At 50.1% G+C, this 25,777-nt stretch carries 19 protein-coding genes and 2 pseudogenes; 20 read left to right on the top strand and 1 reads right to left on the bottom strand.

The annotated features are described in order from the left end of the window. Positions 1-41: 41 nt before the first annotated feature. From QWY76_RS04530 to QWY76_RS04450, 17 genes are all read left to right on the top strand, one after another. Positions 42-1,238, top strand: a complete 1,197-nt coding sequence (locus QWY76_RS04530; RefSeq protein ID WP_290309922.1) for a polysaccharide pyruvyl transferase family protein — start codon at positions 42-44, stop codon at positions 1,236-1,238. Between the two features lie 42 nt (positions 1,239-1,280). Beyond that, positions 1,281-2,207, top strand: coding sequence for a Gfo/Idh/MocA family protein (locus QWY76_RS04525; protein WP_290309921.1), 927 nt, complete (start codon positions 1,281-1,283; stop codon positions 2,205-2,207). Continuing rightward, entirely contained in the window at positions 2,188-3,012 is an 825-nt protein-coding gene (locus QWY76_RS04520) for an SDR family NAD(P)-dependent oxidoreductase (RefSeq protein ID WP_290309920.1), read from the top strand. Before QWY76_RS04525 ends, QWY76_RS04520 begins: the two co-directional genes overlap by 20 nt. 27 nt (positions 3,013-3,039) lie before the next feature. Further along, complete coding sequence (locus QWY76_RS04515) at positions 3,040-4,008, top strand: polysaccharide deacetylase family protein (RefSeq protein ID WP_290309919.1); 969 nt, start codon at positions 3,040-3,042, stop codon at positions 4,006-4,008. A gap of 57 nt (positions 4,009-4,065) precedes the next feature. Next, positions 4,066-5,352 (top strand): DUF4910 domain-containing protein, encoded by a 1,287-nt coding sequence (locus QWY76_RS04510; RefSeq protein ID WP_290309918.1) that lies wholly within the window; start codon positions 4,066-4,068, stop codon positions 5,350-5,352. 484 nt (positions 5,353-5,836) lie between these two features. Then, positions 5,837-6,712 carry a class I SAM-dependent methyltransferase gene (locus tag QWY76_RS04505; RefSeq protein WP_290309917.1) on the top strand — a complete coding sequence of 292 codons (876 nt, stop codon included), beginning with the start codon at positions 5,837-5,839 and terminating at the stop codon, positions 6,710-6,712. 794 nt (positions 6,713-7,506) lie between these two features. After that, positions 7,507-9,324, top strand: a complete 1,818-nt coding sequence (locus QWY76_RS04500) for an ABC transporter ATP-binding protein (RefSeq protein WP_290309916.1) — start codon at positions 7,507-7,509, stop codon at positions 9,322-9,324. A gap of 188 nt (positions 9,325-9,512) precedes the next feature. Then, on the top strand, positions 9,513-10,757 hold the full coding sequence (locus tag QWY76_RS04495; RefSeq protein WP_290309915.1) for a hypothetical protein: 1,245 nt from the start codon (positions 9,513-9,515) through the stop codon (positions 10,755-10,757). A 376-nt stretch (positions 10,758-11,133) separates the two neighbouring features. Continuing rightward, positions 11,134-12,270 (top strand): glycosyltransferase, encoded by a 1,137-nt coding sequence (locus tag QWY76_RS04490; protein ID WP_290309914.1) that lies wholly within the window; start codon positions 11,134-11,136, stop codon positions 12,268-12,270. A gap of 10 nt (positions 12,271-12,280) precedes the next feature. After that, positions 12,281-13,588, top strand: a complete 1,308-nt coding sequence (locus QWY76_RS04485; protein WP_290309913.1) for an EpsG family protein — start codon at positions 12,281-12,283, stop codon at positions 13,586-13,588. A gap of 19 nt (positions 13,589-13,607) precedes the next feature. Next, positions 13,608-14,738, top strand: a complete 1,131-nt coding sequence (locus QWY76_RS04480; RefSeq protein WP_290309912.1) for a hypothetical protein — start codon at positions 13,608-13,610, stop codon at positions 14,736-14,738. Positions 14,739-14,975: 237 nt separating this feature from the next. Further along, a complete protein-coding gene (locus tag QWY76_RS04475) occupies positions 14,976-15,872 on the top strand; it encodes an ATP-grasp fold amidoligase family protein (protein WP_290309911.1) in 897 nt (298 codons plus the stop codon). Between the two features lie 17 nt (positions 15,873-15,889). Then, positions 15,890-16,966, top strand: a complete 1,077-nt coding sequence (locus QWY76_RS04470; RefSeq protein ID WP_290309910.1) for a glycosyltransferase — start codon at positions 15,890-15,892, stop codon at positions 16,964-16,966. A gap of 17 nt (positions 16,967-16,983) precedes the next feature. Beyond that, positions 16,984-18,150: a glycosyltransferase family 4 protein gene (locus QWY76_RS04465; RefSeq protein WP_290309909.1), complete on the top strand. Its 1,167-nt coding sequence runs from the start codon at positions 16,984-16,986 to the stop codon at positions 18,148-18,150. Next, positions 18,137-19,312 carry a glycosyltransferase family 4 protein gene (locus tag QWY76_RS04460; protein ID WP_290309908.1) on the top strand — a complete coding sequence of 392 codons (1,176 nt, stop codon included), beginning with the start codon at positions 18,137-18,139 and terminating at the stop codon, positions 19,310-19,312. Before QWY76_RS04465 ends, QWY76_RS04460 begins: the two co-directional genes overlap by 14 nt. Next, positions 19,309-20,424 (top strand): hypothetical protein, encoded by a 1,116-nt coding sequence (locus tag QWY76_RS04455; protein WP_290309907.1) that lies wholly within the window; start codon positions 19,309-19,311, stop codon positions 20,422-20,424. The genes QWY76_RS04460 and QWY76_RS04455 overlap by 4 nt, the downstream gene beginning before the upstream one ends. Before the next feature lie 6 nt (positions 20,425-20,430). Further along, complete coding sequence (locus QWY76_RS04450; protein WP_290309906.1) at positions 20,431-21,441, top strand: sugar-transfer associated ATP-grasp domain-containing protein; 1,011 nt, start codon at positions 20,431-20,433, stop codon at positions 21,439-21,441. A gap of 106 nt (positions 21,442-21,547) precedes the next feature. Here the strand turns inward: QWY76_RS04450 and QWY76_RS04445 are convergent. Continuing rightward, positions 21,548-21,802 (bottom strand): annotated as a pseudogene (locus tag QWY76_RS04445) (transposase); the annotation flags it as partial. A 60-nt stretch (positions 21,803-21,862) separates the two neighbouring features. Here QWY76_RS04445 and QWY76_RS04440 point away from each other — a divergent pair. From QWY76_RS04440 to fcl, 3 genes and pseudogenes are all read left to right on the top strand, one after another. Beyond that, positions 21,863-23,024: pseudogene (locus QWY76_RS04440) on the top strand (IS3 family transposase). A gap of 600 nt (positions 23,025-23,624) precedes the next feature. Continuing rightward, positions 23,625-24,743, top strand: coding sequence for a GDP-mannose 4,6-dehydratase (gmd, locus tag QWY76_RS04435; RefSeq protein ID WP_290309905.1), 1,119 nt, complete (start codon positions 23,625-23,627; stop codon positions 24,741-24,743). Between the two features lie 2 nt (positions 24,744-24,745). Further along, positions 24,746-25,687, top strand: coding sequence for a GDP-L-fucose synthase (fcl, locus tag QWY76_RS04430; RefSeq protein ID WP_290309904.1), 942 nt, complete (start codon positions 24,746-24,748; stop codon positions 25,685-25,687). Positions 25,688-25,777: the final 90 nt, after the last annotated feature.

The raw sequence follows: 25,777 nt of genomic DNA, 5'->3' as shown, positions 1-25,777 counted from the left end.
ACCGCGAGGAAGGCACAGCGAGAGGGTGGGTGGAGAAAACCATGAAAGTTTGCTTGGTCAATGACACGTCCGATGATCCCAACTGGGGTGCCAGGGCGACGTCCTACGCGCTTCGAGAGTTGATCCGGGACGCCGGCGGGCAGGTCGCCTCGACCCTCTATCAGTATCGTATCGGCATTCCCCAGCCGGACGACTCTGTGGATGGTCAGGCCGACGACGACCCGGTAATCGATGTCGCCCCGACCTGCTGGCAGGAATTCGAGGAATGCGCGCTCGGTGTCATGCAGGGCGCGGCCTTTCCCGCCATCGGCAAGGCGCTGCACGACTGCGATATCGTGCTGGTAAACGGTGAGGGCTGCATCTACGACCTTACCCGGCAGAGTCGCATGATCTTTTTCATCGCCTACCTCGCGAAGTGTTTCTTCGACAAGCCCACGGCGATGGTCAACCACAGCATCGTCATGAATGACCCGGCACTGAGGGAGATCGCCAGGCACATCTATCCGCTGCTGGATGACATCGTGTTTCGCGAGCCCGACTCGGCACGGGCCTGTCCCGCCGGGCAGGGCAGGGTGGCGGCCGATGCCGCCTACCTCTACCAACCTGAGCCGGTCGAGCAGTGGTGGCCATCGACCGCGTTCGGTCTCTCTCATGAGCGCCCCTTTCGTGGCGAGGCGTTCGATCCACGCCAACCCTATGCCTGCATCGGTGGCGGTTCGGTATATTTTCGTGGGCTGCAGCCGGACCATGATGCCATTCCTGGTTTCATTCGACTCTGCCGGGAGATGCAGGCCAGTGTTGGTCAAGTGCTGCTGACTGCATCGTCGGACAAGGACCTGCGCATCCTGGCGCCGGTCGCCGAGAGGCTCGACCTGCCGTTGGCTGGAGCCAGCCTGCCCATCCAGTTCGCGGTGAACCTATTGGGCAACGCCCGGGTATATGTTGGTGCCCGCTGGCATCCCAGCATCTTTGCTCACAGCGGCGGCACGCCAGTCATCGCCCTGAGCCGACACACACCGAAGATGGACGCCTTCCTTAAGCAGGCGGACATGCCGCCGAGCCATCTGGATCCGTTCTCTCTCGAGTCTCAGTTGGACGAGGTGCTGAACCTGGTGGCCACCCAACTGGCGGCAGGCGCCCCCCTCAGGGCGAGCCTGAAGGCCAAGGCGGCTCGCCTGGGCGAGACCGTGGGCGAAAACGTGCGGGTGCTGACGGAGCGTCTGGCTGCCTGTACCTGAGCTCGTCCTTCTGTCCCTACCCATCAGGAGAATCCTCCCTCTATGGTAACGCGAATCGGCATGCTGGGAGCCAGTGACGGCAACGGTCATCCGTTCTCCTTTTCCGCAATCATCAATGGCTACTGCGACCATGGCCTGCGGGCCGCCGGCTGGCCGGTGATCTACGACTACGTGCGCCGCCGCCATGGTTCGGAGTTCGGCGTCGGTGACCTGCGGGTCACCCATGCCTGGACGCAGGACGTCGAGCAGACGGCGTCGCTCTGCGCGGCTGCTCGCATTCCACATGCCGTACGTGATCCGCTGGAGATGATCGGAGCCGTGGATGCGGTGATCATCGCCCGCGACGATCATGCCTCGCACCGTCCGCTGGCCGGCCCTTTTCTGGAGGCGGGCGTCCCGGTCTTCATCGACAAGCCTCTGACACTGGATCTCGACGAGCTGCGCGACTTCGCACCCTACCTGGAGCGGGGACTGCTGATGTCCTGCTCTGGTATGCGCTATGCACGGGAGCTTGATACGTGGCGCGCTGGCCAGGTCGATCACGGCGATATCAAGCTCGTGCGTGGGACCATCGTCAATGGCTGGGAGCGCTACGGCGTGCACCTGCTGGATGCCATCCTGCCGTTGCTGGCGTCACGTCCAGTGTCGGTTCGCGCCCTGCCGGCGGTTCACGACTCCCTGGTCGTGACGATGACGGACGGCGTATCGGTCCACATCGATGCCCTCGGTCAGGTGCCGGTGGTCTTCCGCATCGAGCTGCTGGGCAGTCGCCAGGTAGGCGGAGTCGACATCACCGATAACTTCTCGATGTTCCGTCGCACCCTGTGGGAATTCTGGCGCCAGGTTGTCGAGGAGCGCCCCGCGATTCCCGCCGCGGACACGATCGAGGTCATGAGAACACTGATCGCGGGCAACCGAGCGCTCCAGACCCGTGAGGAGGTAGCACTGGATGGACTCGATATTTCGTGATCTGTTCGATCTGACGGGACGTGTCGCTATCGTCACCGGTGGCCTGGGGATCCTGGGGCAGCACTTTTGCCGAGCTCTGGCCGAGTTCGGAGCGCATGTGGTCGTGGCTGACCTGGATGGCGATGCGGCCGGGCGCTACGCCAGCAAGCTAGCTCGGCAGACGGGCGTAACATGTCTTGGTCAAGAATGCGATGTCAGCAGCGAAGACTCCGTCGAGGCGTTGGTGGCGAGCACCGTGGAACGTTTCGGTGACATCGACATCCTGCACAACAATGCGGCCAGCAAGTCCGACGACCTCGAGGCCTTCTTCGCCCCCGTGGAGGAATACAGCCTCGCCGAGTGGCGCAAGATCATGGCCGTCAATCTCGATGGCCTCTTTTTGGTATCGCGCTGTGTAGGGCGCCACATGATCGAGCAGGGACGGGGAGGGAGCATTATTCATACCGGCTCCATCTACGGTGAGCTAGGCAGCGATCCGCGCATTTATGCCGGGTCCGAGTACATGGGCATCAGCATCAACACTCCGCCCGTCTATGCCGCCTCCAAGGCCGGCGTCACTGGTCTGGCCCGTCACCTGGCTACCACCTGGGCGGAGCATGGTATCCGGGTCAATGCTCTGATCCCGGGCGGCGTGCAGAGTGGCCAGAATGCGGAGTTCGTCGCCCTGTACTCCCAACGCGTCCCGCTAGGGCGAATGGGAAGTCCCGATGACCTGGTGGGGGCGCTTTTGTATCTGGCATCGGATGCGTCGCGCTATGTGACCGGCCAGTGCCTCTACGTCGACGGTGGCCTGAGCGCCTGGTAAAGGTACGGATGACAGGGGGTAAGGAACATGGGGAACAAGCTGACCATCGTGATGTATCATTATGTCCGTCCCCTAAGTGGGTCCCGATATCCAGACCTCAAGGCTCAAGAATGGGAACAGTTCCGTGGCCAGCTTGACTTCATTCAGCATCACTACCACGTCGTACGCATGGAGGAGGTGATTGCCGCGACGCGTGGCGAAGTGGTGCTACCCGATAACTCCCTGCTGCTGACCTTCGATGATGGCTATCTGGATCATTATACGTACGTATTACCACTGCTCGTTTCGCGTGGTATACAAGGCAGCTTCTTCCCACCGGTGTGTGCCGTTCGCGGTGAACGCGTGCTGGACGTCAACAAAATTCACTTTACACTCGCCAGCGGTGCTCATCCGCAGCAACTGATCGATGTGATATTCGCTACCCTGGATGCTCACCGTGCTGAATATGGATTACCCAGCAACGAGGAAGCCTTCGAGACCTACTGCCGAGAAGGACGCTACGATCATCCGCAGGTGACATTTATCAAGAGAATCCTGCAGAAGGGACTTCCCAAGGCATTGCGTGAACCACTGCTTGACGGGCTCTTTCGTCAGTTCGTGAGTGACGACGAACGCGGTTTCGCTGGAGAGCTCTATCTGAACGAGGATCATCTCCGGGAAATGTATGCCGCTGGAATGTGGATCGGCAGTCATGGTGACACGCATCGTTGGCTGAATACGTTATCGGTCCAGGAGCAACGGCACGAAATCGATGCCAGCCTGGACTTCCTGGCTGGAGTAGGGGTTTCCGTCAGTGATTGGGTCATGTGCTATCCCTTCGGTGGCTACGATGACAGCTTGCTGGAGATCCTCCAGGAAAGGGACTGTGCGTTGGGCCTGACGGTCAACGTAGGGGTGGCGAACCTGAACCAACATAAATCATTGGTGCTGCCTCGATTGGATACGAACGATTTGCCTAAAAATAAAGAGGCATTGCAAGTCATTGTCCAGATATAGCCACATACTATGTTCTTTTCTTCTAGATCATGGCCTGAAAAGTGAAAAGGTAATGATATGAGAGAAATGATAGAGCTGATAGCGGACCTGACGCCATTGAACCGGGTTATTTGCTCCAGTGACTACGATTACACCATTCATTATCTCAAGGACATCTTTCCCTTCAAGGAGATCGATTACCCCGACGAAGATAATTACAACGGATGGGTAATACCGCCGAAGTGGGATGTCAAAGAGGCCAGCATCCATCACAATGGCGAAATGGTCTACGACGGTCGTTGGCATCCCATGGCGGTCATGGCCGTGTCGGCTCCATTCCGGGGCAGGGTGTCACGTGAAGAGTTGCGTGAACACCTGCATTTCGATCATCGCTATGATGACAGCATCCCCTTTCACTTTCGTCAGCTCTTCACGAGTTGGAAACGGGACTGGGGGTTCTGTGTACCTAAAGCGTTCTTCGACTCACTGGCTCCGGGTGACTATGACGTCCTAATCGATACCGAGGAAGTGCCAGGTACTTTGCGCGTGCTCGAATATCACCTGGCAGGCGAACTTGACGAGACCATCGTCTTCGGCGCCAATCTCGATCACCCCGGGGTGGCCAATGACGGCTTGTCCGGTGTGGCTGTGGGTGTCGCACTCTTCGAGAAGCTGCGTAAACGCAATCTGAAGTTTAGTTACCGGCTCGTCTTGGCTCCTGGAATCATAGGCAATGAGTATTATCTGGGTAGGATGGATAGCGATGAGCGGAAGTCCTTATTTGAAGGAGTCATGCTGGAGATGCTGGGTTCTCCAACTGAGCTTGCACTTCAATTTTCGCGTTATCGCCAGTCGAATATCGAAAAGGCCTTGGCGGATGCTTTAATAAAGAGTAGAAGTCGGCATCACACTGGCGAATTTGCCAGTGCTCTGATCAACGATGAATATATCTGGGAAGCGTATGGCATTCCAATGGCTTCATTTTCCCGCTATCCCTATCCGGAATATCACAGCGACCGCGATAATCTTGACTTGATAAGTGGGGAAAAGCTTGAGGAGTCGGTAAATATTTTATTGAGCGCGATAGATATGCTGGAGTCTAGCTCCTTGATAAGAAAACGTTTTACCGGAAATGTCTGCCTTTCACATCCAGATTATGATCTGTATATAGATCCTGGTCAGGTCGCTTTTGGTGATTTTCCCGATGATAAACGCCGTTCCATGCGACAATTAATGGAACTAATCCCTACACTCTCCCGACCAGTCAGTACTTCGGTATTGGCTAGCCGCGTAGGCTTGCCACCGTCTTTAGTCTATACATACCTGGAGAAATGGGCGAAGCTTGGGCTAGTTGATTTGTCATAGAAGAATGAGCTGGCTTTGTTGGGATGCAGAACTTGTAACTGGAAAAATATAGCATTCGGGAAACAATACTGATTTTTGGATGGTCGGCATCGACATTTGATAGCTCTATCGACATGGTAATATATCACGCTTGACTAACTTGCTTCACTATTTGCTCTGCCCGCTTGGTGAGATAGATATTCATATGAGAGATGCATGAAACTCTCTGGTTGCCAGTGGAGACTTAATGATTTTACGCAATCTCTCATTATAGAACCGAGGTGCGTCACAGGCTGAAACTGCTATATCTCGAGTCTGCCATGATGGATGATACAGTTTCGTTAATGAACAACCTAATTAAATCCGCCTGGTACACTGAATATCAGTCTGACACTGATGTATTGCCGCAATTGGCCATCCATAGTTCGCGATGGGAGTTAATGTTCTGGAGTTGAGGCGCAATAATGTCGCCCTACGCGACAATTGATAGATGAAAAGAGAGCTAATGAAAGCTGGAGAGATAAAAATGAAGTTAAAACAACATGTGGCACGTATAACACCCTCAATCGTGGTTGACCAATACCGCTTTCGAAAGGCATTAAGAAAATTGGAACAGGCTGAGTTGGCAGGCTGTAATACAGATAAGCTTCGTTCTGATAGCGATCCTTCATTGAGTGATGTGTTTAGTTGTGGAACTATTGATGGAATGTGGTTTGATACACAAAAAAAGATTAAAGAATTTATGATTCCGGATGGGACGGGTGGAGTCAATCCTGGGGACAGACGAGCAATTTATTACTTGATAAGTGCCATTAAGCCAAAATCTGTATTGGAGATTGGTACACACATAGGGGCTTCAACATTTCATATTGCTTCTGCACTTCACAATGCTTCAGTCAAAATGCCAAGCGTGACGACTGTTGATATTTATGATGTCAATTCTCCAGCCGATAAGCCATGGTTAAAACATGGGGCAAGTCATTCCCCAGTAGAAGTGATCGATAGCCTGGGCTACGGATCATTTGTTGAATTTGTCAAAGATACTTCATTCAATTATGCAGAAAAATGTCAGCGAACATTTGATTTTATTTTTCTTGACGGAGACCATTCCGCGACAACAGTGTACCAAGAGATTCCATTGGCCTTAAAGCTTCTTAACAAGGATGGCATCATTTTGCTCCATGACTATTTTCCAAACATGAAGCCCTTGTGGACTAATAGTTCGGTTATTCCAGGACCATTCTTGGCTACTGAGAGGCTTCGGAGAGAAGGAGTAAACATAAAGGTTAGGCCATTGGGTGAATTGCCGTGGCCAACCAAGATGGGAACGCACGTTACGAGCCTTGCATTGTTGTTGAAGGATGACTGTCAAGGAAAATAATATAGTAATGGTTCTGCTTCTACAGACACAAGCGTGCACCTTCGTGACTCATTTTTTCGGCAGCGCTGTGAAGTGTGCCATCTACCACTAGTCTGCAAGAGACATTCGTAAAGGGGAGAGGCATTCGCTCGATCTTATTGAGGTTCAATATAATCAAGCTCACTTATAGCAGATTTCACAATGTTAATAGCATTTTGGTCAACAAGCTGACATCCCGATACAAGTCCCTTGGACTATGCTCAGGAGTTAATTTGTCCGACCACTCGTCACCAGTGATTGAAGATTGTACATCACAGACTACGCTAGTTTGCCACTGTATCGCAATGGATGTTTGGCCAATGGTGCCTGAGCCTCCTGAGGATACCAGGCTAATCTGAACGGCGCGGGGAGTGAGCGACAGGAAGCCATGGTAGGTGAAGGGGCGAGCAAGCGATGTTAGACAAGAAACGAGAACCTTGGCAAGAGCGCCAGGAGGTGAGCAATGCCGACTACGCTTCCGTACATAGCTTATCTGGTGAGTCCCTCTACGCCGACCTACAGTGGCTGTGCCACCGGCTTTAAGCGCCTTCAGGTGGAGGACGAAAAATTGCATGACTCTCGAGAAAGCTGGGCCACGGAGCAACTAGCCACACTGATAAGTGGCTAGTATATAGATATTCACTGGACGAGGATTGGTCACTGGGGGTTAACGTGGCAAGCCATGAACCCTGCAAGCGAGTGGTTGATACACGCGGTGCCCGGTCTGACCAGTAAACTGAATCGAAAAAGCGTATTTCGCCATAGGTGCAAGGGTAATGTTTGCGAGTCTCAAAGAGCTATACAAGCTACTGACACGTATGCAGCGTACCAAGCTTTTCCGTTTGCAGTTCTTTGTCGTGTTGATGGCATTCGCCGAAATCGGCAGCGTACTCGCTATAGGCCCTTTCATGGCTATCGTGGGTAATATGCAACAGCTGCAAGGGGATGGCCGCTTGGCTCAGCTCTACCAGTTCAGCGGGTTCGAAAAGCCAGAGCAATTTCTTTTCTGGATCGGCTTGGGCGTACTTTGCATATTGACCGGCGCAGCAATGATCTCTATCTACACCAGCTGGCGCCTATCCATGTATGGTAGTCGCATTGGTGCGGAGCTGAGTTGCCGCCTTTATAAACACTACATGTATCAACCTTGGTTGTTCCACTCCAGCGGAAACAGCAGTCAGTTGACAAACCAAATATCCCAGGAATGTTTGAGGGTGACCAATGGAGTCATCCGGCCAGTACTACAAATGAACGCCAAGATCATAATGGCTAGCTTTATGGCTATCGCTATCTTTGTTTACAACCCATTAGTGGCGCTGGCCGGTATCACGATTTTCTCGATCGCCTATGTGCTACTGTATTTCACGGTTCGGTTCTGGCTAGTCAACAATGGAAAAACGATTTCCACGGTGCAGCGTCAGCGCTTCAAACTAATGAACGAAGGCTTCGGGGGTATTAAGGATTCGCTTCTGCTGGGGCGCCAGCCGGTCTTTACTGATCAATTTGACAAAGCCAGCGAGCGTTATGCTCAAGCACAGGGTATTACCCAAGCTTTGACCCAGGTGCCTCGCTATGCCTTGGAGCTAGTGGCCTTTGGCGCCGTCATTTTCTTGGTGCTCTACCTGCTGACTGTTCACCAGGGCAATTTGGGCACCATTCTGCCGATTCTTTCCGTTTATGCCTTGGCAGGATTTAAGCTGCTGCCTGCGTTTCAGCAGATTTACGCTAATGCGTCGCAAATTCGAGCTAATCTGGCTGCCTTCGAGACGATTATCGATGACCTACACGCCAGCCGTGAAATGGCGGGAACCAAGATCCGGGTTGGGGTGGAGGCGATCGAGAGGACTGCCGAGGTACTGTCGCCTCGCCAGGCTATACAACTTAAGGACATTGTCTTCCGCTACCCCGGTAAAGAAACGTCGGCTTTGAAGGGACTGACACTGGAAATTCCTGTTAACAAGGTGATAGGACTAGTGGGAGCCTCCGGCTCCGGAAAGTCCACGGCCATCGATCTCATGCTGGGCCTGATTGAGCCAAATCAGGGACAGGTACTAATCGACGGCCAGCCTCTTACAGCGGGTAACCGACGTGCTTGGCAGAACTGCCTGGGTTTCGTGCCTCAAAGCATTTTTCTTGCCGATAGCTCGATCCGCGAGAATATCGCTTTTGGACTGCCGCTTGAGACTATCGAAGATCAGCATGTGAGACGGGCGGCCAGCATGGCACGTCTGGATGAGCTTCTCGCACAGTTGCCTGATGGATTGGAAACCCAGATAGGGGAGCGGGGTGTTCAGCTCTCTGGCGGCCAGCGCCAACGTATAGGTATTGCCCGTGCCCTTTATCACGATGCCGATGTGCTGGTATTGGATGAGGCGACAAGCGCTCTTGATGGAATTACTGAAAAGCTGATAATGGATGCGATCCATGATTTCTCCGGTAAAAAAACCATCGTCATGATTGCCCATCGGCTGACCACGGTAAAACAGTGCGATTGTATCTATCTGCTGGCTGACGGCCAAGTGGCGGATCAGGGAAGGTATAGCGAACTGGTATCGCATAACGTCATCTTTCAGCGAATGGCGGACCACGCTTGACAGTAGTGTTGTATATTGGGTCTATAACGACTCTAGTTGGCTATAACAAAGGTGGCGGTCATGACGTTCAAACATCTCTGGGTTCTTAGCCTTTCCGATCGGTAACACGGAACAAAAGAGCCTCTAGGCGCACCGTAACACACATTATTTCTTGATCGTGGTTGAAATGAAACGGAGCAGTTAATTATATGAAAACTATTGAAAGGCATGTCAATAAAGATGTTGCGGAAATAATAGATGTGCTGCAAAACGATCAGAACATACCATTATTCATGGATAGAGAATACCCTCAAACTTTAAAGTCTAGATTCCGCTATCTGAGGAAGCGAGAGCATTCGCCACGAAGTCTGCTTAATTACTGGGCTCTATGCTATTCATGGATTTTAGAAGCATATACGGAGGTTGTTGAAAACAAGCCACCATACCTGTTTTGCCCTTCAACCCCTCATCTAGCCAAGTGGTACATTAGGGCTAAGGTTTATGAGTTGATGGGGGTCCCGGTATATATAGTGCATCAAACTCGGCTTAAAGAGTATTTCAAGATATTGAAAGGGACATCTAGGAATGCAGAGGTTGTCAAGATCAGTGGTAATGAAAACAATTGTTACGTCCAGGATGCAAGGCAGTATATTAATAGATGCAAAACCAATTATGCAGATGCTATGCCTGGGCATGATAAAAAAAGGCTAGAAAACAATAATGGAAAGTACTTGAATGTTGGAATGTTATGTCAGAGAAATTTAGCAAGACCTGATTTTGTAATAAATACCATCAGGTGCTGGAAGGAACTGAAAAAACTCTCAATAAGCATAAACGATATCAATGCGAAAGGGGTTGCAGTGTATTATCTTCACTATCAACCCGAAAGAACTACATTGCCAGAAGCTTGTGGCTTTACACAGCAGTTGCGAGCTATCCTGTACATGAGAGCTTTACTGCCCAAAGACATTCTACTTCTGGTTAAAGAACACCCAGCTACATTTATTCGGAGTTGTTCCCCTAGAGCGAGAGATCCTATGTACTATAAGTATATAGCAAGTATAGAGGGGGTCGAGTTAATAGACATACATTGCGATACTTTCGAGCTTATCGATAATTCAGTGCTCACAGCAACAATATGTGGTACCGTCAATACAGAAAGCCTCATCCGAGGAAAGCCAACAGTAATATTTGGAGTTGATAAGTTTCCTGAGGTGACGGGGCAGCATGTTTATGAATCAAAGGATAAATTAAATGTTTTTATTGAGGATGCGGTTTCTGGATTATATAAAAAAGAAGATGTCTCTTCAGATGTGGAGAAAGCGATATACATGGAAGGTGAATATGTCTACTCGTTAAAAGGAGAAGTGAATTCTGGCCTCAAACATATGAAGGCAAGGGTAGCGCTAGAAGATTTTTTATTGTCCAGCCATTGTCACAATGCTTTAGCTTGATAGCTCTCTAGTTGGCTATGATTCTGTGAAGAAATAATTTCATATAAAAAAAGGCGGCTCCTGTGAACTTTCACGTAAATTATCGGTTAGAGATCGCCGCAATTGTCTGAGGGTTTTAAATATCTTGCGCAACTGTGTTCGTTAGAGTAGTTTTCTTGGTTCAGGAACTGTGGTTTCCGGTTCCTATTGGAGGATAAACGTGATACTAGCGTTGTGCACGTACTCTACCTTTACGGGCAACTAGTAATCGGTCTATAAGTTGGATTTGTGATGTGATCTCAAGGGCAACTTTCATTCGTTCTGTATGAGTTATTGGGATTACCCGATTTCTGTATCAATTATTACTGCAAGTGTGAAAGATAACAAGAGATTTGCTATGGCTAAGAAAAAATTTGTCATCATAACTAGATCATTTTATCCTCGAAACTCTCCCAGAGGGCATCGCGCTACCGAGCTTGTCAAGGAACTATGCCGGCAGGGGCATAAAGTTCATGTGGTGGCACCGGCGAACGCTGCACAGCATGCCCTGCAGAAAGAATACGGTTTTACTCTCTCTGACTTAGGTAATGAATGGCCAGAAATTCCGATTGAATGGTTGGGGCGGAAACGTTGGGTCTTACGAGTGATACGCCGGGCCTTGTTGCAGTTGATATACTATCCAGACATTTATTTAATGTTCAGGATTGCAAGGATCCTCAGGAATATAGAGCCTCAGGATGCCGCCATATCAATTGCGGCGCCTCATTCGGTACATTGGGGTGTCTCTAAAGCCATAAAAAAAGGAAATTTTCCAGCGAGCATATGGGTCGCAGACTGTGGCGATCCGTTCATGGGGCTTGAAAATGACAGCTTTAAAAAAATGCCATATTTCGGAGGCTTGGAAAAAGAATTCTGCGAATGTGCTAATTTTATTACCGTTCCAACGAGTGAATCAAAAAAAGCATATTACCCTGAGTTTCTTCCCAAGATTCGTGTAATACCTCAGGGCTATAATATTGAAGATTATTGCCATTTAAAAGATGAGTCCCCAGTTGAAGATGGAGTTGTAAGGTTTGCCTACGCTGGACTATTTATTCCAGGGAAAAGAGATCCGCGCCCACTTCTAGACTATCTTGTAAAAATCGATTGCAAGTTTGAGTTTTATATCTACACTCGGGATGCCTCACTGGTTTATCCCTATATGGTTCGGGACGCTAGGGTTAAGATAAGGGGGTTTGTAGATAGAGAAGTTCTTCTTCAAGAACTCTCACGAATGAATTTCCTGTTAAGCTTTGTTTATCCTGGAAAAAGTCAGACTCCTAGTAAGCTTATTGACTACTGGTTGACGGGTAGGCCAATTTTGAGCCTGGATACAAACGAGCTTGATTTAGATGTTTTGAATGAATTCTTAAGCGAAAAATACGAAAAGGCCTTTCAAATAGAGTATCCCAAGAGTTACGAAATCGGCAATGTGGTCAGGGAATTTGAGAGTCTGGCTGATCAAGCATTAGCTGATAAGATGCAATATAATTGAGCATATCGGTATGCAAAGACTACGTCACCGTCCGGCCAGCCTTTACTCATCGCGGGCAATGATTTTACCGCGAAACTTGATTATTTATGCATCTTCGCTCATTGCGCCATTTATCATGGTTGTGTTAAGCCTGCTATATCCGAAAGATCCTGCTTCACGGAATGTGATATGGATTTTTGTGGTTTATTATGGCACGGTTTTTTTTATTGCAAATGGTTCTGGTGCAGACTCAGTAAGACATGCGGCGTGGCTGGAATATATGCACCAGGGAGATATGAGTCTTGGTGAATTGACCAGCTTACTTTTTGCCGAGGGTAGCCAATATCAAGACATTTATCAGCCATTGGTGACTTTCTTCGTTTCACTTTTCACGGGTAGCCATGCTGTATTATTCGCTACTTTCGGAGTGCTTTTCGGCTATGTCTACTCTCGTAATGTCTGGTTTCTGATAGATCGAGTTCCAGGCAGTGGCAACCTACTTTTACTTTTCCTGTTGGTTGCTTTCGCGTTTCAGGTAAATATTGGATCAAGTTTGAACGGGGTGCGAATGGGGACAGCGCTGCATGTTTTTGCTTATGGAGTTATGCATTATTTGTCAACTGGAAATCGTAAATTCATAATTGTGATGTTTCTTTCTACGTTGGTTCACTTTTCTCTTTGGTTGCCTTGTGTTGTATTGGTTTTATATTTTTTTATTCGTCATCTCGGAATGGGAATATATTGTTTCTTTCTTGTTAGCTTGGTTATGACGAATCTAGATATTTCCATAGTTAAGACATTGATTAGTTACTTTCCAATCCCGATAGATGAGAGAGCGTCCAGTTATATAAACGCAGCTGCTGTTAATCCTGATATCATGGCGTTGAGGGGAGAGTCACTGGCATGGTTCCTTAAAATTAATCAAACGCTGACATCCATTTTCTTTGTAACTTCTGCAAGCTGGATGATTTGGAGGGGGGTTCTTAATGATAAAGGTCTTATTCGTTCACTGTTGTTGCTCGGTATGCTGCTATATGGTGTGATCAACCTTCTGAACTACATCCCCTCCTTGGGTAGGTTTTATAACCTGGCTGGAATGCTCCTACTTGCTTCTGTGATACTCTACCTAGCGACGTCAAATCGTCAGAAGATGTTTGACAATGCATTTTTCAGTATGCTGGCATTGCTACTCATTATTGATCTGGCACTTGCTGTTCGTTTAATGTTAGGTTTTACCTCAATATGGTTAATCACCGGCAATTTCATTACGGCACCTTTTGTTGAGGCCGATCAAAGCCTTTATCAGTCTCTCATGTGGGTTTTGAGTAGCTTCCTTTGATGAGAAGGCAGTTAACAGAATGAGTCTTCAAATAAAAGATCAGGCTTTATCCATTTATACGAACATGCGAGGTTGGCGGACCAAACGGAAACTGGTCATTTTCGAGAGCGACGATTGGGGAGCAATTCGCATGCCTTCTAGGAAGGTGTATAAAAGTCTTCTGACAGAAGGTGTTCGTGTCGACCGTTCCCTCTATGACCGCTTGGATTGCTTGGAAAATTTAAACGATTTTATGGCGCTGATGAACGTTTTGGCTGATCATCGCGACATCACCGGTAGCTCTCCTGTTTTTACCTTAAATACGGTTATGGGGAATCCGGACTTTGAAGCTATCGAAAATGAAGGATTTGAACGTTTTGCTCACCAGCATCTGTTTGATTCTTACCGCTATTACCATGGTGAGGATCTTGAGCCCTACTGGAATGCAGCAATCTCACAAGGGCTGATCCAGCCACAATTTCATGGTCGAGAGCATCTCAATTCAATTCTGTGGTTGAGAGACCTCAGGCAAGGCTTCAAGGAAACTTGCGTTGCATTTAGACATCGATTTTATGGGTTGACAACCACTACTTCATCTTGTTGGCAAAAGCACTATAAGGCAGCGTATTGGGCCGAAACGCCAGAAGAGATGGCGGAAATAAATAGAATTGTCTCTGATGGTCTCAGGATTTTCGAGAACACTTTTCAATTTAAAAGTAAAACAATGGTGGCCTGTAACTATGTGTTGCCAAAAGAGCTGGAAATGCACTTGGCAAAGGAAGGAATTGCCATGATACAGACGCAACGAGGGTATGTACAGCCTAGCCCTAAAGCTGGAGGGAAACCTAGGATCTGCCACCGATTCACAGGACAGAAAAATCAGTTTAAGCAGCGATATAGTGTTCGAAATGTTTTATTTGAGCCTTATCTAAATTCAGAAAGTGATTGGGTTGGACTGGTTCTTGCGGACATGGCGCAGGCTTTTCGCTTTGGAAAGCCTGCAGTGATATGCACCCATCGTATAAATTATACGAGCGGGATGGACTCTGCACATCGCAATCACAGCCTCAAACTTCTTGATCTTTTGTTGAAAGCTATATCAAAGCGATGGCCAGATGTTGAATATATGAGTAGTGATGATCTTGTTGCCGTGATTGCATCTTCAACATAATCACCGCGAGGGATTATCATTTTTAAATGAATGCGGTATATGGCTGTATGTACCGAATAATGTAGTGTCACTCTCGCCTATATTGGCATGTACTTAATAACCCGTGCATCCAGTAGATATCCTTCCACTGAACTATCCTTAAAGTCAATGTTAGTGTTCAAGATTCTTTAGCTGCCATTTTATTTTGATGTTGTATGTATGCTTCAATGAGTGCGTTTTCGTACGCTAAGACCTGATATGGCAGCATTACTGGAAAAGTTGCATACTATGAAATCTGTCTTTAAGTCTCACATGTATCCTTTGTTATTGAAGTGTTGTCCAGAACTCCTATTCCGCATACAGCACTATCGTATGCATCGGAGAATCGGGGATCACTGGTATCTAGCTAATTTAAAATCCCCAAAAACGTTTAATGAGAAGATCCTGAAAAGTAAATTGGATGAAAGGTTTAGAAATCTATGCACTTTGGTTGATAAGGCTTCAGCCAAGGAATTCGTCGCAAAAAAAATAGGCAGCGAGCACGTGATTCCTACTATTGGAATCTATGAGAGTGCAAGCCAAGTAATAATAAAGGACTTACCAACTCCTTGTATTATAAAACCAACGCATGCTTCGGGGCGTGTAATTATACTGCGAGGTGATATTTCAGATCCTACGGATAATGAAGTATTCCAAGAAATGTACAGATGGCAGAGTGTCAATCATTTCCTAATTGGTGGTGAGCCTCAGTATCGAGATATTAGGCCTAGAATCATCTGTGAACCACTGTTAGGTGGCGGACATACGGATCTCCCTGATTATAAGTTTTTTTGTTTTCACGGTGAGCCTGTATGTATTCAGGTTGACTTAGATCGCCATACCTGCCATACCCGTCGGTTTTACGATTGTCAATGGCGCTCTCAGCCTTTCACAGTTCGCTATCCAATGGCAAAGCGTCAAGTGTCTTGTCCAAAAACTCTAGAGACTATGCTTCAGTTATCACGGCAACTTGCTGAAAATTTTTCCTTTGTTCGTGTCGATTTTTATGAGGTTGATGAGCAGGTTTATTTTGGAGAGTTGACTTTTCATCCTGGATCAGGATCAGAGCCATTTTCTGATTATCAGGCAGATCTATTGTTAGGACAGTATCTTTAGAGACTTAAGGGGTGTTTATGTCAAAGATCTGTTTAGTTTGTGTTTCACTCCGAGCTGGTGGAACTGAACGGATTGTTAGTCGAATGGCAACTTATCTACGCAAACACCATGCCGTTTCAGTTTTATTACTTTCCAGAGCTACTCCGTTTTATGAACTGCCCTCTGAAGTGAGTCTTATACAGCCTGATATAAGCAACAAAAGAAGCGCCGGCTGGAAATGGTATCTATATATACTTTCTTATATTCAGCGAAGTCTAAGTACTATGCGACCTGATTTGGTCTTGTGTTTTGGGGAATCGATTGCGTCTGCAACTCTTCTGATAGCTAAATTTTATAGCGATCGTGTAATAGTCTTTAACCGTGCCAACCCAACATCAAGCATGGAAGGCAGCCGAGGAATTATTAACCCCCTTATTTATCCTGTTGCAGATAAAGTCGTGGTCCAAACTTCGAGAGCTGTCCAAATCATGAAGCCTCGTTATCGGTTTTCTAAATTCGAAGTGTTGCCAAATCCAATACAAGTTCCTGATAACGTTACTCGCTTTGAGGATCGGCCCAAGCATATCATATCGATTGGCACTCTCGGGGGTAAGAAGAACCAGAAAGCACTGATTAGTGCATTTGCTACATTGAAAGATTGCCATAGCTGGAAACTAAATATTGTTGGTGATGGTCCTGATAGAGCTTATCTGGAGCGGTTGTCGGAAAATTTAGGAGTTAGTGACAATGTTTTTTTTTACGGCCAATGTCAAGATGTTTATAAGTTTCTGAATGAATCCAGAGTTTTTGCATTGACTTCGCTGTCAGAGGGATTTCCAAATGCACTGGCTGAAGCCCTTTCGGCAGGCTGTGCCTGTATTAGCTATGATTGCCCCACCGGACCCTCAGAGTTGATTAGGCATAATATAAATGGCATTTTGGTGCCTAATGGTGATGAAGCAAAATTTCAAAGTTCACTTGAAGAGTTGGTTGAGAATGAATTTCTTCAGATAAACCTATCCCTTAACGCGCGCAGTATGATTGTTCATTATAGTCAAGACATTGTTTTTAAAAAACTTGATTCTCTTCTAGAAACCTCCTTGAAAGTCAGGTGACGAGGGATTGATGTATAATGAAAATTCTCATAAATACTTCAAAACTGCGCTTTGGTGGGGCTGTGCAGGTGGCGCTATCATTTTTATACGAATGTCGTAGACATCACGAAAACGATTATTACGTTGTTGTTGGGCCTGGGGTGGGTAACGTACTCACTTCAAGAGATTTTCCTGATAACTTTCATTTTATATATAAAGATTTTGGTGCTATCAGGTTATATAAACTACAACGCGTGCAGCGTGAAATGTCCGCCGTTGAAGCGAATATTATACCTGACTGTGTTGTTACAACTTCTGGGCCGAGCTATTGGCGCAGCAAGGCACCGCATCTTATGGGTTTTAACTTGCCGTTATTTATCTATCCTGAATCCCCTTTTGTATATGAGTTATCATTTCCACGAAAAGTTCGATTGCTTACACAGCGCTGGGTGCAATGCAATTTTTTTCGTCGTGATGCTGACGCCCTCATCGTCCAAACGGATGACGTTAATCAAAGAGTGCAAAAACTTCTTGGTACTGATCGAGTCTTTACGGTTACTAATAATCATGGCGCGTGGTATGACTCAATACAGGGGACATTACCAAGATTGCCTGAACGATCGGCTGGTGTTTTTCGATTCCTAACGTTAACGAGTTATTACCCACACAAGAACCTCGATTTAATCGAAAAGGTCATCGAAAAACTTCCGAAGAGGTTGCTTTCACGGGTTGAGTTTGTGTTGACGCTGACTGAGAAAGACTACCTTAATCGAATTGCTAGTCACGTTCCTTCACAGATACGCCTGATTGGCCCGGTGCCTCCTCCTGAGTGTCCTGGAGTGTATGCTGAGTGCGATGCAATGTTCTTGCCTACGCTTGCAGAGTGCTTCTCAGCTTCATATGCGGAAGCCATGAAAATGCAAAAACCCATTTTAACAACTGATATGGGGTTTGCCCGCAGCGTGTGTCAGGATGCCGCCCTTTACTTCAGCCCTGGCGATTCACGTGAAGCTGCTTTTCAAGTAGAACGCTTAGTTGACGATCCAGCGTTGCAAGTAAAACTAAAAAAAACAGGTATTATGCGACTAGCTGTATTTGACACTCCTTCACAGCGGGCTACGAAAATACTTAGACTATGTAATGCTCTTGTCAATGAACGTGCTGCAGGATTGGAAGAAAGGATCATGATCGATGAGCACCTGTGATCCCCAACCGGCAAGGAGACTCGTGATACTTAATCAAGCTGCCAACTACCTTGCAGTTGGTTTTGCCAATGCCTTCAACAAGAAGTTTGACTCTGTCACCTTGATTTCGGGAAGTGTTCATGTTCAAGGGGAGCAGCTTGATTCTAATATTAATGTTCACTATATTAATCAATGGTATGAGCGCCCGGCCCGAAAGAAGGTCGCATCATATATCTTAGCTATGCTCAGAATGTGGTGGCTTTTGATCACTAGGTATCGAAACCACGAAGTGCTATTTATATCCGTACCACCGATGGCGTATCTCCTTAATCTGGTATTGCCTCATCGTTTCAGCATGATTATCTGGGATGTCTACCCTGATACCTTCAAAGTTACGGGAATGAAAGAATCCCATCCACTATATCGTTTATGGTCCAGGTTGAATCGTCGCTCCTTCCGTAAAGCATATAGGCTATTTACTATCAGTGAGGTCATGGCCGACGCCCTATCGAAGTATGTTAATCGTGACCGACTAATAATTCTACCGATTTGGTCAATTTTTCAAAATGAGGAGCGCATCCCTCCTCACAGAAATATCTTTCTTGAAAAGTACAATATCAACGACTATTTCATTGTTCAGTATTCAGGGAATATCGGATTAACGCATAATGTAGAGCTGCTTATTGAAATAGCCGATCGGTTCAGGGATAACGACAGGATTCTTTTTCAGATCATTGGCCGCGGCCCACGCGAGTTGGTGATTCGTCGTAATGTAGAGGAGCGGGGGCTCTCCAATGTCCAGATGTTGCCGTTCCAATCCGATGAGATGTTCCCTCATTCACTATCTGCTGCAGACATTGGAGTTGTCATGCTCAATGAGCATGTCAGCCAGGGCTCAGTACCAAGCAAGGCCTATAATCTCATGAGCTTCGGAATCCCATCGCTCTATGTAGCGGCTAAGGATAGTCAGTTGGCTCACTATGCTGAGAAGTTTGAGCACGCTCGCTGCTTCGAATCTAGCCAATTGGCTGATATAGAGAAATTTATAATTGAGTTGGCTTCTCATCCAAGGCGGAAGCATGCTATGTCTGAATTATCGCGTTTAGCGGCAAGTCATTTTACTCGAGGAAATGCGGATCGATTTGTCCAGTCCTATTTCACCCAGAGGTCCTCTTTGTTATGAAACAGGCCCTCCTGGATAATTTGAAGAATCTCCGCGGCTGGCGTGTTCCTCGAAAGCTGCTTGCCTTTGCCGTTGATGATTATGCCAATGTGCGAGTCGCCTCAACACTGGCTCAGTCACGGTTGAGAAAGGCCGGGCTGGATCTCTCGGGGCGGATGGACCGTTACGATGCCCTCGAAACGCGTCAGGATCTTGAGGCGCTTTATGAAGTGCTTGACTCGGTTCGCGACAGTCGTGGCCAACCGGCGTTATTTACCGCCTATGCGCTTTCGGCCACCCCCGATTTCGCGCGTATTCGCCAAGATGGTGAGCACTTCTATCCAGAACCGGTACCCGAAACCTTCACACGCCTGGCGGCCGATCAGCCTGCCGCTTATGAGGGTGCCTGGGCCCTGTGGCAGGAGGGCAGAGACAAGGGGGTGATTCAGCCGCAGTTTCATGGCCGAGAGCACCTCAACGTCGATCTATTTGAGCATAAGCTAAGATCTAGAGATGCGGACCTGAAAGCCAATCTGTTAAATGACAGCCTCGCCGCATTGACTAGGGATCCGGCCAGGCCCGGGATAGGTTTCAGTCATGCCTTTGGCCTTCATGAGTGTGGGGAGCTTGAGCGTCACCGCGAGATTCTGCGTGATGGGCTTGATCTGTTCGAGAAGGTATGGGGCTTTCGTTCAGTGACCTTTACTCCTCCAGCTCAGCAGCTTCATCCCACTCTTTATGAAGTCGCCGAGTCCGGCGGAGTGCTCGCCATTGATAAGCCCCTTCTCTGTGTTCGCTCCATGGGAGATGGCACTTGTCGCAAGGAGGTCAACCATAGTGGCCGCCAGAAGCGGCAGAACCATCTGACGGTAGTGCGCAACGTCGTATTCGAGCCTGGCAATACTCTGGTCAGTGATCCTGTCGGACGTGCGGTGAAGCAGATCAGTGCCGCGTTTCGCTGGAGCAGGCCTGCTATTGTCAGCTCTCATCGAGTCAACTTTTGCGGCCACCTGGATAAGCACAACCGAGAGCAAGGCCTGGCGGCACTGGGTGAGCTCCTCAAGCGAATTACCCAGCGCTGGCCAGACGTCGAATTTGTCAGTGTTGACAAGTTGATCAATGAAATGAGGTAGGACGCTATGAGACTAGCGCGCCGTTTGATGTACCTTGGCTACTACTCGCGCCACATGAATTGGCTGATGCTTCGGCGGTTCATTCGCCACACTCGTGAGCAATACGGTATGCTTCCAGTGCGCCAAGTTGTAGCATTCGTTGGAGATTCCCTGCGCTACAATATCTCGCCCTTGGAATGGTATCAGTTCGGCTTTGCGGGTCTTGGGGACAGTGATAAGGCCCGCTGGGCGGGCACTGGCTTAATGTACGAGTTTCAGCTGCGTGCCAATCCACCCTCCGAGCGCGGAGTTCTGGATGACAAGCGTCGCTTCTACACCGCTTATCGCGAATTTTTCCGCCATCCGCTGTGGACTCTGGAGGAGCTAGAGAAGGATCCGGCTTTGGTCAAGCGTATTCTGGCCGACCATGAGCGGCTGGTGTTCAAGGATGCAAACGGCAACTGCGGTTCTAGCGTACAGATTCATGCCAGTGCTAAATTCGATGCTGCCAACTTGATTGCGTGGATGAACCACCAGTGCCTCGATATGGTGGAAGCTTTTGTCGAACAGCATTCGGCGCTAAGCGCCCTTTCGCCTTCGGCTGTCAATACGGTCCGAATCTTCACCTTGCTCGATGCTGATGGGGAGTATCACGTATTGGGCTGTCGGCTGAGAATTTCGGTTAATTCCCACGTAGATAATCTGGCGGCTGGCAATCTGGCCGCCCTCATTGATGAGGCCACTGGCGTAGTGAGCGGTCCTGGTGTCTATTCGGACATCACCCGTGAACCGGAAAGGCATCATCCGGTTACCGGCACACCGATTGAAGGGTTTCAGGTGCCATTCTGGAGGGAGACTCTAGAAATGGTACGGCAAGCCAGTTTGAAGTATCCGCAAAATCGCTCCATTGGCTGGGACGTGGTAATTACTCCTCAGGGACCTGGGCTGATAGAAGGCAATCATGACTGGTGCAAGCTGGTCTGGCAACTGCCCGTTGGTCACGGGTTAAAGCCGCTGCTGGATATACCTAATTTCTAGTGACTTTCAAAGTCTCCAAGGGGTAACATTAGACGCTGAAATGGGATAAAACGGTTCTCTCTGGTGTATTTTGGAGTTACCCCGATTCAGTGGACGGTACACGGCTTTAGCTTGAGGCTGCCGTATGCTGTCGCTCGAACTGGATAGGACTGGCATAGCCAATTGCCGAGTGGCGGCGGTGTGGGTTGTACCATCCCTCGATGAAGGCGAAGACCGCGTGCTTCGCCTCCGTCGGCGTGGCGAATCGGTTCCTGTCGAGCAACTCGCATTCCAGAGTGGCAATGAATCTCTCGGCCATTGAGTTATCGTAGCAATCCCCGACAGACCCCATCGAGGGCCGAACGTCGGCCTTCCGGCAGCGTGATCTTGCCCAGCAGCAGTGGACACCTCATTAAGACAGTACACTGAGGCGAGGTGACCCATGGCAAGGCAAGCAGCTTCGATGAAGAAGACCCGTACCCGTTACTCCCAAGACTACAAGGCCGAGGCGCTGGCCCTAGCCGACCGAGTCGGCATCAGTGCCGCCGCCCGAGAGCTTGGCCTTCAGCCCAGCCAGCTCTACCAGTGGCGAGCCAAGGCCCAGCAGCGGCAAAGCGCCTCAGAGCGCGAGCAAGCCCTGGCCGACGAGAATGCACGGCTCAAGCGGCAACTGGCCGAGAAGTCGGAAGAGCTTGAAATCGCAAAAAACGCAGCGGTGTACTTTGCCAAGAGCCTGAAGTGAAGTACGCCTTCATCCACCAGCATCATCAGGCATTCAGCATCCAGCGCATGTGCAGGGTTCTCGGGGTCGCTCGCAGCGGCTACTACGCCTGGCGACAGCGTGGCGGCGAACCGGCCCCGAGATGCCGCCAGCAGGCAGTTCTCGACCAGCGAGTGGCCCAGGCTTACCAGCGCCGGAAGGGACGCTCAGGCGCCCCCAGATTGGCGCTGGACTTGGTTGACGATGGCCTGGCGGTGAACCGCAAGACCGTCGCTGCCAGCCTGCGACGCCGGGGACTTCGCGCCAAGGCGGCGCGCAAGTTCAAGGCCATGATGAACTCGCGGCACTCGCTGCCGGTGGCACCCAACCTGCTGAGGCAAGACTTCACCGCCATGGCGCCGAACCAGAAATGGGCCGGCGACATCACCTATCTGGCGACCGGTGAAGGATGGCTCTACCTGGCGGTGCTGATCGACCTTTACTCACGCAAGGTGATCGGGTGGGCGATGAGCGACCGCATGACGGCTGATCTGGTCGGTGACACCCTCAAGATGGCGCTGTGGCGCCGTAAGATCCCCAAGTAAGGTGATCGTACATTCGGATCGCGGGAGCCAGTACTGCTCGACCCTGTACCAGTCACTGGTGATCCAGCACGACTTGAAGTGCAGCATGAGTGCTAAGGGCAACTGCTACGACAACGCGTGCGCCGAGAGCTTCTTCCATAGCCTGAAGATCGAGGCGATCCATGGCGAACGTTTCGAGACCCGGGCTGCCATGCGGCGGCGAGTGTTCGAATACATCGATGGACTACAATCGGCAGCGCCGGCACGGTGCAATTGGGATGATCAGCCCTGAGGCCTTCGAGGCCCGAATAATCTCTTAGATCGGTGTCCACGTTTGTTGGGTAAGATCAGTGTTGGTGCTGGGGGGAGTGTTTGCTACGGGCAACGGGCAGTTAACCTATCCGTCCTCCGCCGGCTCGGTAGACCGCTTCTGGCACGCGGCCCGAATCTTTCATGCTGGCCGGGCTCCATTGGTGATACTAAGCGGCGGGCGTCAGCCGCACCGCATAGAGGGTTAGAGAGAGGTCGAGGCAGGGGCTCTGTTTCTTGGCGATATGGGAGCCGGGAATCGATAGTTCTCGAGTTGCGCTTTTGTGACGCATGCGCACGCAGTAGAACTGGTCCCGATTCTCGCTGAACATAAAGTGTCTTCGCTTCTGTTAGTGACATCGGCCTCGTATATGCGCCGCGTCATGGCGACACTTTCAGATCTGGATATACCGCTTGTTCCTGCCGCTACTGATTTCCAGACATTCGAGCAGTTGAGGTTCAGGTTGCGGCTACTGCTGCCCAGTGCCAGTGCACTTTCTCACAGTCCCTGGCTGTCCATGAAATTTTTGGTGTTCTTTACTATCGCATGATGGGCTGGATCTGAGTGCCTTGCCCGTTCGCCTTTTCCCCTAAACAGAGTGAAAACTGCGATGCAGATGACCAAGAAAGCACTGCTAACTGGGGTGACGGGCCAGGATGGCGCATATTTGACCGAGTTCCTGCTGAACAAGGGGTATCAGGTGCACGGTATCAAGCGCCGGGCCTCGCAGTTCAATACCCAGCGTATCGATCATCTCTACCAGGATCCACAAGAGCCTGACCCGCGGCTGGTGTTGCATTATGGGGATCTGACTGATTCGACCAACTTGATCCGCATTGTCCAGGAGGTGCAGCCCGACGAGATCTACAACTTGGGCGCCCAGAGTCATGTGGCGGTCTCGTTCGAAAGCCCAGAGTACACGGCCAACAGCGATGCCATGGGCACACTGCGACTGCTGGAGGCGATCCGTATTCTGGGGATGAATGAACAAGTACGGTTCTATCAGGCCTCTACCTCGGAGATGTTTGGCCAGGTGCAGGAAGTGCCTCAATGCGAAACCACGCCCTTCTATCCACGTTCCCCATATGCGGTGGCCAAGCTCTACGGCCACTGGATCACGGTGAACTACCGAGAATCCTATGGGCTGTACGCTTGCAGCGGCATTCTCTTCAACCATGAATCGCCACTGCGCGGTGAAACCTTCGTGACCCGCAAGATCACCCGCGCCTTGGCGCGTATCTACCTGGGCCTGGACGAGTGCCTCTACCTGGGCAATCTGAATGCCCTGCGCGATTGGGGCCACGCTCAGGATTACGTGGAGGCGCAGTGGCTGATGCTCCAGCAGGAGGCGCCTGACGACTATGTGATTGCCACCGGGACGCAGCACTCGGTGCGTGATTTCGTCGATGCCGCGGCCCGGAGGCTCAATATGCAGATCGAGTGGCGTGGCGAGGGACGCGAAGAGCTAGGTGTGCTGGCAGCGGGCCCGGATGAGTGCAAGGCTCGGCCCGGTGCGCGCATCGTAGCGGTGGACCCGCGCTACTTCCGCCCAGCGGAGGTGGAGACACTGCTGGGAGATGCCCGCAAGGCCCGTGAACAGCTTGGCTGGAAACCGCGTATCCGCTTCGATGAACTGGTGTCCGAGATGGTCGAGCAGGATCTGCAATGGGCTCGCCGCGACGCCTTGATCGAGAAAAACGGTTACCGCGCCTATCGCTTCAGGGAGTAAATATGGAGAAGAGCTGCAGGATATTCGTCGCCGGCGGGCGTGGCATGGTCGGCAGCGCCATCTGTCGGGCGCTGACCGTTCAAGGTTTCGAGCAGGTTCTGGCCCCGCCCAGTGCCGAGTTGGATCTGACCCATCAGGCGGCGGTCATCGACTGGTTTTTGGCCAATCGCCCTGACTATGTGTTTCTGGCGGCCGCCAAGGTGGGCGGTATTCACGCCAACGATACCTATCCGGCTGAGTTCATCCACGACAACCTGGCGATCGAGACCAACGTGATCCACTCGGCCTGGCAGTGTGGAGTCAAAAAGCTGTGCTTTCTGGGTTCGTCGTGCATCTACCCCAAGTACGCGCCACAGCCCATGCAGGAGGAGTATCTGCTCACAGGCTCGCTTGAGCCCACCAACGAGTGGTATGCCGTGGCAAAGATTGCCGGCATCAAGCTGTGCCAGGCCTATCGTCGCCAGTATGGCTTCGATGCCATCAGCTTGATGCCCACCAACCTCTACGGTCCAGGCGATAACTTTCACCCCGCAAACTCCCATGTGGTGCCGGCGATGATCCGGCGCTTCCACGAAGCACGGGAAACGGGGCGAGGGGAGGTCACTCTCTGGGGAACGGGAAGCCCCAGGCGCGAGTTCCTGCACGTGGATGATCTGGCTGATGCCTGCGTGTTCCTTATGCAGCATTACTCCGATGAACAATTCGTTAATGTGGGCGTGGGCCAGGACCTGACGGTTTTGGAGTTGGCGCAACTGGTGGCCAGGGTGGTGGGCTATGGTGGCGAGATACGGACCGATCCCAGCAAGCCGGACGGCACCCCGCGCAAGCTGCTGGACGTGTCGCGGTTGCATGCGATGGGCTGGCAGGCCTCAATCGGGCTGAATGAGGGGATGAAGGACGCCTATGCGTGGTATCTGGAACATCGCAACGAAGTGCCTCAGTAAGAGGTTGAGCACATGATCAAGTTGTCTCGAGTTATCGTCAAATCTGGTGGATGGCGGTCAGGCCGCATTCCTGTCTGATTGATCGGCTAC

The organism is Halomonas maura, assembly GCF_030409305.1.
GTDB lineage: Bacteria > Pseudomonadota > Gammaproteobacteria > Pseudomonadales > Halomonadaceae > Halomonas > Halomonas maura.
The sequence above is the reverse complement of the archived record's forward strand: the minus strand, read 5'-3'. Positions and strand labels throughout refer to the sequence as shown.

Excerpts from the sequence above, each read along its gene's own strand:
- QWY76_RS04530 (WP_290309922.1), top strand. The coding sequence starts at position 42 with ATGAAAGTTTGCTTGGTCAATGACACGTCCGATGATCCCAACTGGGGT.
- QWY76_RS04525 (WP_290309921.1), top strand. The coding sequence starts at position 1,281 with ATGGTAACGCGAATCGGCATGCTGGGAGCCAGTGACGGCAACGGTCAT.
- QWY76_RS04520 (WP_290309920.1), top strand. The coding sequence starts at position 2,188 with ATGGACTCGATATTTCGTGATCTGTTCGATCTGACGGGACGTGTCGCT.
- QWY76_RS04515 (WP_290309919.1), top strand. The coding sequence starts at position 3,040 with ATGGGGAACAAGCTGACCATCGTGATGTATCATTATGTCCGTCCCCTA.
- QWY76_RS04510 (WP_290309918.1), top strand. The coding sequence starts at position 4,066 with ATGAGAGAAATGATAGAGCTGATAGCGGACCTGACGCCATTGAACCGG.
- QWY76_RS04505 (WP_290309917.1), top strand. The coding sequence starts at position 5,837 with ATGAAAGCTGGAGAGATAAAAATGAAGTTAAAACAACATGTGGCACGT.
- QWY76_RS04500 (WP_290309916.1), top strand. The coding sequence starts at position 7,507 with ATGTTTGCGAGTCTCAAAGAGCTATACAAGCTACTGACACGTATGCAG.
- QWY76_RS04495 (WP_290309915.1), top strand. The coding sequence starts at position 9,513 with ATGAAAACTATTGAAAGGCATGTCAATAAAGATGTTGCGGAAATAATA.
- QWY76_RS04490 (WP_290309914.1), top strand. The coding sequence starts at position 11,134 with ATGGCTAAGAAAAAATTTGTCATCATAACTAGATCATTTTATCCTCGA.
- QWY76_RS04485 (WP_290309913.1), top strand. The coding sequence starts at position 12,281 with ATGCAAAGACTACGTCACCGTCCGGCCAGCCTTTACTCATCGCGGGCA.
- QWY76_RS04480 (WP_290309912.1), top strand. The coding sequence starts at position 13,608 with ATGAGTCTTCAAATAAAAGATCAGGCTTTATCCATTTATACGAACATG.
- QWY76_RS04475 (WP_290309911.1), top strand. The coding sequence starts at position 14,976 with ATGGCAGCATTACTGGAAAAGTTGCATACTATGAAATCTGTCTTTAAG.
- QWY76_RS04470 (WP_290309910.1), top strand. The coding sequence starts at position 15,890 with ATGTCAAAGATCTGTTTAGTTTGTGTTTCACTCCGAGCTGGTGGAACT.
- QWY76_RS04465 (WP_290309909.1), top strand. The coding sequence starts at position 16,984 with ATGAAAATTCTCATAAATACTTCAAAACTGCGCTTTGGTGGGGCTGTG.
- QWY76_RS04460 (WP_290309908.1), top strand. The coding sequence starts at position 18,137 with ATGAGCACCTGTGATCCCCAACCGGCAAGGAGACTCGTGATACTTAAT.
- QWY76_RS04455 (WP_290309907.1), top strand. The coding sequence starts at position 19,309 with ATGAAACAGGCCCTCCTGGATAATTTGAAGAATCTCCGCGGCTGGCGT.
- QWY76_RS04450 (WP_290309906.1), top strand. The coding sequence starts at position 20,431 with ATGAGACTAGCGCGCCGTTTGATGTACCTTGGCTACTACTCGCGCCAC.
- gmd (WP_290309905.1), top strand. The coding sequence starts at position 23,625 with ATGCAGATGACCAAGAAAGCACTGCTAACTGGGGTGACGGGCCAGGAT.
- fcl (WP_290309904.1), top strand. The coding sequence starts at position 24,746 with ATGGAGAAGAGCTGCAGGATATTCGTCGCCGGCGGGCGTGGCATGGTC.